Annotated in this window: 5 protein-coding genes; all 5 read left to right on the top strand. The window is 65.6% G+C overall.

Annotated elements, in window-relative coordinates; genetic code table 11:
- On the top strand, positions 1-850 hold an 850-nt coding region (locus tag EOA28_RS28255), incomplete at its 5' end, for an ABC transporter substrate-binding protein (protein WP_245501610.1).
- Positions 851-881: 31 nt separating this feature from the next.
- A complete protein-coding gene (locus EOA28_RS28250) occupies positions 882-1,841 on the top strand; it encodes an ABC transporter permease (RefSeq protein ID WP_128315508.1) in 960 nt (319 codons plus the stop codon).
- Positions 1,838-2,725, top strand: coding sequence for an ABC transporter permease (locus EOA28_RS28245; RefSeq protein ID WP_127249350.1), 888 nt, complete (start codon positions 1,838-1,840; stop codon positions 2,723-2,725). The genes EOA28_RS28250 and EOA28_RS28245 overlap by 4 nt, the downstream gene beginning before the upstream one ends.
- Positions 2,726-2,788: 63 nt before the next feature.
- Positions 2,789-3,274 carry a hypothetical protein gene (locus EOA28_RS28240; RefSeq protein ID WP_127249351.1) on the top strand — a complete coding sequence of 162 codons (486 nt, stop codon included), beginning with the start codon at positions 2,789-2,791 and terminating at the stop codon, positions 3,272-3,274.
- Between the two features lie 119 nt (positions 3,275-3,393).
- Positions 3,394-3,775 (top strand): aldehyde dehydrogenase family protein (locus tag EOA28_RS28235; RefSeq protein ID WP_128315507.1); only part of this gene is annotated, 382 nt, incomplete at its 3' end.

Genomic DNA, 3,775 nt, shown 5'->3' with positions numbered 1-3,775 from the left:
GGCGCAGGTCGTGGCGCTGCAGGCCGGCCAGCTCGACGTCATCCCGAGCACCACGCGCCTCGAGCTGGCGATCGAGGGCAATGCCAACTTCAAGCTGCTCAGCGTCCAGGCGAGCTCGCACGACGCCGTGCATCTCAGGACCGACCAGGCGCCGTTCACCGACAAGCGCATCCGCCGCGCTCTGGCGCTCACCCTCGACCGCGAGGCCATCGTCAAGGGCCTGCTCAAGGGTCGCGCCATCGTCGGCAACGACACGCCCTTCGCGCCGATCTTCCCCTCGGCCGATACGTCGGTGCCGCAGCGCAAGCAGGACATCGCCGAGGCCAAGCGTCTGCTGGCCGAAGCGGGCGCGCCGAACGGCTTCGAGGTGACGCTTACCACCGAACGCGCCTACGACATTCCCGACTACGCCGTGATCATCCAGAACTTCGCCAAGAAGGCTGGCATCGACATCAAGCTCAATGTCCTGCCGCAGGATGCCTATTACGGTTCCGCGACCTTCGGCAGCTCGCCATGGCTCGATTCCAATCTCGGCATCACCGATTTCGGCCATCGCGGCACGCCCGACATCTTCCTCAACGCGACGCTGAAGAGCGACGGCGCGTGGAACGCCGCGCATTTCAAGAATGCGGACTATGACGCATTGCTGGTCGAATACGGCAAGGCCCGCGACCTGCAGACGCAGCGCATCGCGGCCGGCAAGATCCAGACCCTGCTGCTCGACGAGACGCCGGAGATCATCTCCTACTTCTCGCAGTACAGCCGGATCGCCAGTGCGAAGGTCGAGGGCGTGCGCTTCACGGCAATCTCGCATCTCCTGCTCGACCGCGTTTCCTTCGTCCAGGCATGATGCGCAAACGTCAAACCGGCCGGGGCACCGGATGCTGACCGGCCGCACCTTGTCGGCGCGCGCGGCTTCGCTGCTCCTCACGCTATGGCTGGTCAGCGCGCTGGTCTTCCTCGCCGGGCAGGTCCTGCCCGGCGATGTCGCGCGCGTCATGCTCGGTCCCTTCGCCGATGCGCAGGCCGTCGCGGCGCTGAACAGACAGCTCGGCGCCGACCAGCCCGTGCTTGTCCAGTACTGGCGCTGGTTCAGCGCGGCGCTCACCGGCGATTTCGGCACGTCGCTGTCGATGCGCGCGCCGGTCGCGCCTTTCGTGCTGGCAAGCCTCGGCCGCTCGGCGGCCCTTGCTGGCATCATCCTCTTGTTTCTTGTGCCGCTGGGTGTCGGCGCGGGCATCGTCGCCGGCCTCAACCAGGGTCGGCTCACCGATCGGCTGATCGTGCTCGCCGGCGTCTCCTTCGGCATCGTCCCGGATTTTGTCTCCGGCCTGCTCCTGCTCCTGGTCTTCGGCCTGTGGCTGAACTGGCTGCCGATCACGGGTGCCGCGCCCGATGGCGCGGGCTTCTGGACGAGCGGTTACTATCTCATCCTGCCGGCGCTGCCGCTGGTGCTCAACCTCGCCGGCTATCTGGCGCGCATGACGCGGGCCGGCGTCATCGAGGCTTTGGCTGCCGACTATACGCGCACCGCCATCCTGAAAGGGCTCGATCGCCGGCAGGTCATTATCCGCCACGTGCTGCCCAATGCGCTGACGCCGACCATCGCGGTGCTGGCGACGCAGAGCGGCTACATGCTCGGTGGGCTGGTGGTGATCGAGGCGCTGTTCGGCATCCAGGGCCTTGGCAATCTGGTTCTGAATGCCGCCAAGTCGCGCGATTTCCCCATGCTGGAAGCAGGCGTGCTGGTCATGGCGACGATCTTCGTCCTGTCCGCCGCGATCGGCGATCTCGTCCAGGCGCTGCTCGACCCACGGCAACGGCGGCGGGCGTCGTTATGATGGATCTTTTGGAGTTCCCGGCGCCATCGCACGCGCCCGCTGTCCTGGGGGTCGCCGGCAGGCTGGGTCGCGCCGTTCGCGGGCTTCCTCCCTCCATCATTATCGGATCGCTGATCCTCGCCTTCTGGATCGCCTGCGCCCTGTTCGGCGACCGGCTGGTTCCCTTCGATCCCTATACCGAGGATTTCCTCGCCACGCTGACGCCGCCGGACGCCGCGCACTGGTTCGGCACCGATCATCTCGGCCGTGACGTGCTGTCGCGTATCGTCGTCGGATCGCGCGACATCCTTCTCGTCGCGCCGCTCGCGACGTTGGGCGGTGTTACCGCCGGTACCATCATCGGCCTGGCGCTCGGCTATTTCGATGACCTGGTCGACGCGATCGGAGCGCGGCTGCTCGACACGCTGATGGCCTTTCCCTTCATCGTGCTCGTCACCATGACGCTGGTGGCGCTCGGGCCTTCGAACCTCACGGTCATCCTGGTGATCGCCATCGCCTATGCGCCGCTGGTGGCGAGGACCGTGCGCGCCGCGGTGCGCGAGCAGAAGGAACGCGAATATGTCAGCGCCGCCCGCCTCGGCGGCGAGAATGCCTTCGCCATCATGGTGCTGGAAATCCTGCCCAACATCAGGGAGACGATCCTGATCGAGCTCGTCACCAGACTGGGCTACGCCTTCTTCTCGATCGCCACGCTGAGCTTTCTCGGCCTCGGCATCCAGCCGCCCTCTGCCGACTGGGGCCTGGCGGTCGCCGAAGGCTATGGCTTCCTCACCGGCGGCAAATGGTGGGTGGTGGTGTTCAATTCGGCGGCCATCGTCTCGCTGGTCATGGCGACCAACCTCATCGCTCAAGGCATCGGCGCCTTCGAGAATAGCGAACGGTGATTTGACCTTCTGAGGCTCGCGCTCTGCTAGACTCCCCTTGATTCGTCTCGGGCAAGGAACGGCATGAGCAAGGCCCTCGGCACATTCGCACTGGTCACGGTTTTGAGCGCCTTGCTGATGGCGCTGTCATTGGCCGTGGCGAGGCACGGCTATCCCTACGGTGCGTTCGGCGTGAAGCGGCTCGACGGCATGGCCGACGCCGGCTCCTTCCTGGCCATCGCCGCCATCTATTTCTTCGGGGCGATGCTGATGATGATCCTGCCGATCCGCGCCGCCGGCATCGTGCTGACTCATGCCGCCGACGCGATCTTCTGGGCGACGATCATGCTGTTCGCGACCATCGTCGGCGCGCTGATCGCCAGATGGGCCTTCGGCCAGCACGAGGTGCTTTGGGCGCTCTTCAACTGGCGCTTCCTGTTCGTCGCGGCTATCGTGGCGGCACACCTCACCATGAACGAGCTTCGCCGCAACGTCCTGCTCAGAAGCCTGTTCTTCGTCGTCTTCGGCGTGGTCACGCTTGCCTGCCTGTTCTGGTCGTTCTCGACCTGACGCGAACCAGCTCTAGGTTTAAGATCGCGGGTAGACCTCCTCCCGGACAATCACTATATCATTTGTCTGACAATTGACCCGGCCGAAGGCCGCCGCGACCAAAACCCAAGGAAAACAAGATGACCCTGCACCGCAAGAACCTGATCGACGGCGAGTGGCTCGGCGAGGCCGGCTCGCGCAACATCAACCCCTCGAATACCAACGATGTCGTCGGCGAATATGCTTCGGCCGGGCCGGAGGAGGCAAAGCAGGCCATCGCCGCCGCCAAGGCCGCCTTTCCGGCCTGGTCGCGCTCCGGCCCGCTGGCCCGCCACGCCGTGCTGAAGAAGACCTCCGACGAGATCATGGCGCGCAAGGACGAGATCGGCCGCTCGCTCGCGCGTGAAGAAGGCAAGACATTGGCCGAGGGCGTCGGCGAGACGATCCGCGCCGCGCAGATATTCGACTTCTTCGCCGGCGAGACGCTGCGTCTGTCGGGCGAGATGGTGCCGAGTGTGCGGC

The organism is Mesorhizobium sp. M2A.F.Ca.ET.067.02.1.1, from assembly GCF_004023285.1.
Taxonomy (GTDB): Bacteria; Pseudomonadota; Alphaproteobacteria; order Rhizobiales; family Rhizobiaceae; genus Mesorhizobium.
The sequence above is the reverse complement of the archived record's forward strand: the minus strand, read 5'-3'. Positions and strand labels throughout refer to the sequence as shown.

Excerpts from the sequence above, each read along its gene's own strand:
- EOA28_RS28240 (WP_127249351.1), top strand. The coding sequence starts at position 2,789 with ATGAGCAAGGCCCTCGGCACATTCGCACTGGTCACGGTTTTGAGCGCC.
- EOA28_RS28250 (WP_128315508.1), top strand. The coding sequence starts at position 882 with ATGCTGACCGGCCGCACCTTGTCGGCGCGCGCGGCTTCGCTGCTCCTC.
- EOA28_RS28245 (WP_127249350.1), top strand. The coding sequence starts at position 1,838 with ATGATGGATCTTTTGGAGTTCCCGGCGCCATCGCACGCGCCCGCTGTC.